The organism is Kitasatospora sp. NPDC057738 (genome assembly GCF_042798815.1).
Lineage (GTDB): Bacteria > Actinomycetota > Actinomycetes > Streptomycetales > Streptomycetaceae > Kitasatospora > Kitasatospora lactacystinica.
In genome coordinates, this window is the sequence record NZ_JBHVJT010000050.1 from 67,312 (window position 1) to 71,104 (window position 3,793).

Here is a 3,793-nt window from a genome sequence, read left to right on the forward strand (position 1 = left end):
GGGGGGGGAGGGAGGAGGGGGGGGAAACCCCACCCGCCGGTCCCCCCCCCCCCGCCGCTTCGTCGTGCGCACACCTTGCGCCGGAACCGGTACCGGACCCGGCATCTGACGGGCCGTCCGCCGTTTCGGAGGCGGGCGCCATGGTCCCTCCCGAGATCGCACGACAGCACGGAGGGTTCGGCATGAGCAGCAGGCACGAGGGGTTCTCCGCCGAGGAGCGGGCCGCGATGAAGGACCACGCGCAGGAGCTGAAGCAGGCCGCGCGCCGGGCCTCGCAGGCGGAGAAGGCGGCCGAGGCGCTGCGGGACGTGCTCGCGAAGATCGCGGAGATGCCGCAGGGCGACCGGGCGCCGGCCGAGCGGGTGCACGCGGTGGTCACCGCCACCGCTCCCGCGCTCGCGCCCAAGCTCTGGTACGGGATGCCCGCCTACGCGCTGGAGGGCAGGGCGGTGTGCTTCTTCCAGAGCGCGGAGAAGTTCAAGTCCCGCTACGCCACGCTGGGTTTCAGCGACCAGGCGCAGCTGGACGAGGGGCCGATGTGGCCGGCGTACTTCGCGCTGACGGAGGTGACGGCCGAGGTGGAGGAGCGGATCGCCGAGCTGGTGAAGCGCGCGGTCGGCTGAGGCGGCGGAACAGCGGAACAGCGGAGCGACGGAGCGGCGGAACAGGGCGCAGGGACTCGGGCCTCAGGGCCTCAGGGCCTCAGGGGCTCAGGGGATCAGGGGATCAGGGGATCAGGCGTCGAAGCGGATCTCGGGCCAGCGGGGCGAGGGGGCGTCGAGCAGGGGGGCGGGGACGGCGCGCAGGTGGAGGCCGAAGTAGGCGGTGAGGTAGGCGCGTTGGGCGGCGACGGCGCGCTGGGGGTCGCCGGTGCCGAGGAAGTGTTCCAGCTGGTCGGTGGGCCAGGCGAAGACGCTCTGGCCCTGGGGGACGAGGAGTTGGAGGTCGCAGTAGGACAGGTGTCCTGAGCGGGTGAGGGTCAGGCGGCGGCGCCAGCCGGTCAGGTGCGGCCACAGGGTGTCCCACATGGCGTCGCGGGCGGGGCTGTCCCAGGTGGAGGCCATCAGCAGCAGGGGGCGGTCCTGGTCGGCGGTGGCGCTGGTGCCGAACAGGGGGCCGTCCAGGACGGCGCCGGCGCGGATGCGCGGGTCGTCGTGCAGGGCCTGGGCGGTGGTGGCGCCGCCCATGGAGTGGCCGAACATGCCGACGGCGTCGAGGTCGAGGGCGGTGTGGAGGCCGGCGGGCAGCGGGCCGCTTTCGAGGCGGTCGAGCAGGCAGCGGGCGTCGGCCGCGCGGTAGGCGACGATCTCGGCGTCGGTCATCGCCTGGACGCGGGCCTTGTCGCGCACTTCGAGGCGGTGGCCGGGGAATTCGACCTCGCCGGCGTCGTAGGTGTGGTCGACGGCGGCGACGACGTGGCCGTGGGAGGCGAGTTCCTCGGCGAGGGCGGTGTTGAAGGCGCTGTCGGCGCCGGAGCCGTGGGAGTTGAGGACCACGGGGTGGCGGCGGCTGCGGTCGGCGGGCACGTCCGGGCGGGCGTGGGTGGTGGGCCAGGCGAGGCGGGCGTCGGGGACGGCGAAGTAGGCGGCCTGCAGGTGGGCGGTCTCGGCGGGGCTCATCCACGGCGCGTACGGGCCCCGGGCGCCGGGCGCGGCCGGGTACCAGAGGCGGGCGCGCAGTTCGCGCGGGCGCGGCGCGGGGGCCCAGGCGTCGGTGCGGGTGGCGTCGGTCAGGTACAGCAGGGCGGTGCCGACGGGGTGGGGACCGGTGGGCGCCGGCAGGCACAGGCGGGGCTCCCCCGCGGCAGCACCCGATGCCGTGCCGCCCGGTGCGGCACCGCCCGGCGCGCTGTCGGCACGCGCGGACCCGGCACCGGTGACGGCGGCGGAGGCGGCGGTGGCGGCGCCCAGGGCGAGCGCCCCGAGGACGCCGCGGCGGCTGAGCGGACGCTCGGACGGGCGCGCGAGAGGACGGTCGGACGGACGGTCGGGCTGGCTTCCGGTCATGGGCGTGGCTCCTGCGGCGGGTCGGGCGGCGGCACGACGGCGGGGTGCGCCGGTGGGCGGTGCGCGCCGGTGGGCGGGGTGCGCGTCCACGGTGCCGACCCGGCCCGCCCGGGCGCGTCCGCCCGCGGCAGGAGCCGCCCGGGGGGCCTTACGTCCGCGGGCCTACGCCTGCGGCGGCAGCCGCGGCGCTCCACCCCCTAGGGGCCGACCCAGGTCTACCGTACGGGAGTTGCCCGGCCCGCCAGGAGCGCGTCGAGCAGGCCGGGGAAGCGGGTGTCGAGGTCGGCGCGGCGCAGGCTGACGAAGCGGTTGCGGCCGGCGACGCGGGTGGTGGTGACGCCGGCCTCGCGCAGCACCCGCATGTGGTGGGAGACGGTCGACTTGTGGAGGTGGTCCAGGCCCAGGTCGCGGGGGTCGCAGGAGTGCTCGGCGTCGTCGGCGTAGCTGAGCAGCAGGGTCATGCGCACGGGGTCGCCGAGGGCGTGCAGGACCGTGACGAGGTCGATGTCGGCGGTGGCGGGCTGGGGAAGCCGCTCGTCGTCGCTCATGGCGCACGCTCCTCGGGGGCCGCGGGGAACCGCGGGGGAAACGGATGGTTTGACAATCATCCACCCATCCCCGAGTGTTTGACGAGCATCAAACAGTTGCATGTCCATCCAACAATTGGTTTTCCTTGCGCCCCGGGGGGCCCTGCCGTGCCCGTACGTCTGCTCCTGCTCGCCCTCGGCACCTTCGCCATGGGCACCGACTCGATGGTCTTCGCCGGCATCCTCGGCCCGATCTCCGCCGACCTGGGGGTGTCGGTGCCGGCCGCCGGCCAGCTGGTCACCGTCTTCGCGCTCGGCTACGCGCTGCTGGCCCCGGTGCTGGCCACGCTCACCGCCCGCTGGCCGCGCCGGCGCCTGCTGCTGACCGCGCTCGCGGTGTTCAGCGCGGCCAACGCGCTCAGCGCGCTCGCCCCCACCTACGGGCTGCTGCTGGCCACCCGCGTCCTGGCCGCGGCCGGCGCCGCCCTCTACACGCCGACCGCCAACGCGGTGGCCACCACCCTGGTCGCCCCCGAGCGGCGCGGACGGGCGCTGGCGACCGTGCTCGGCGGGATGACGGTGGCCACCGCGCTCGGCGTGCCGCTGGGCACCTGGGTGGGACGCGTCGACTGGCGGATGACGATGTGGCTGGTCACCGCGCTGGGCCTGGCCGCCCTCGCGGGCCTCGCCCTCCTGCTGCGCGACCTGCCCGTCCCCACCGTCGCCCCCACCCTCAAGGCGCGCCTGGCGCCGCTGGGCCGGCGCCGGGTGCTGGGCGCCGCGGCCACCACGCTGGTGTTCTTCCTCGCCTTCCAGAGCGTCTACATCTTCCTGTCCACCGCGATGTCCGGCGCCACCGGCGGCGACGCCGACCGGCTGAGCCTGATCCTGCTGACCAGCGGCGTGATGTCGGTGGCCGGCAGTTGGCTGGGCGGGCGCCTGGTGGACCGGATCGGGGTGCGGCGGGTGCTGCTGGCCGGCTCGGCGGTGGCCGCGCTCGCGTTCGCCGCGCTGCCGTGGCTGGGGCGCAGCATGCCGGGGGCGCTGGGGTACGCGGTGGTGGTGCCGCTGGCGGGGTGGGCGGTGTCGGTGGCGCTGCCGCACCGGCTGGCGTCGATCGATCCGGTGAACGCGCCGCTGCTGATCTCGCTGAACAGCAGTGCGCTGTACCTGGGGACGGCGGCGGGGGGTGCGGCGGGGTCGGCGTCGATCGCGGTGCTGGGCGGGCGGTGGTTCCCGTTCGCGGCGGCGGTGCTGGCG

At 75.9% G+C, this 3,793-nt stretch carries 4 protein-coding genes; 2 read left to right on the plus strand and 2 right to left on the minus strand.

Annotated elements, in window-relative coordinates:
• Positions 1-182 precede the first annotated feature (182 nt).
• On the plus strand, positions 183-623 hold the full coding sequence (locus tag ACFVGO_RS25650; RefSeq protein WP_380351795.1) for an iron chaperone: 441 nt from the start codon (positions 183-185) through the stop codon (positions 621-623).
• Positions 624-734: 111 nt separating this feature from the next.
• Here the strand turns inward: ACFVGO_RS25650 and ACFVGO_RS25655 are convergent, their stop codons facing one another.
• Positions 735-2,006 (minus strand): alpha/beta hydrolase family protein, encoded by a 1,272-nt coding sequence (locus tag ACFVGO_RS25655; RefSeq protein ID WP_380634289.1) that lies wholly within the window; start codon positions 2,004-2,006, stop codon positions 735-737.
• Positions 2,007-2,221: 215 nt separating this feature from the next.
• On the minus strand, positions 2,222-2,554 hold the full coding sequence (locus tag ACFVGO_RS25660) for an ArsR/SmtB family transcription factor (protein WP_380634291.1): 333 nt from the start codon (positions 2,552-2,554) through the stop codon (positions 2,222-2,224).
• A gap of 147 nt (positions 2,555-2,701) precedes the next feature.
• On the opposite strand from ACFVGO_RS25660, the gene ACFVGO_RS25665 reads away from it, so the two are divergent.
• On the plus strand, positions 2,702-3,793 hold a 1,092-nt coding region (locus ACFVGO_RS25665), incomplete at its 3' end, for an MFS transporter (protein ID WP_380634293.1).

What these genes read in the sequence shown, in the direction of transcription:
- ACFVGO_RS25650 (WP_380351795.1), top strand. Translation starts at nt 183, where the DNA reads ATGAGCAGCAGGCACGAGGGGTTCTCCGCCGAGGAGCGGGCCGCGATG.
- ACFVGO_RS25655 (WP_380634289.1), bottom strand. Translation starts at nt 2,006, where the DNA reads ATGACCGGAAGCCAGCCCGACCGTCCGTCCGACCGTCCTCTCGCGCGC.
- ACFVGO_RS25660 (WP_380634291.1), bottom strand. Translation starts at nt 2,554, where the DNA reads ATGAGCGACGACGAGCGGCTTCCCCAGCCCGCCACCGCCGACATCGAC.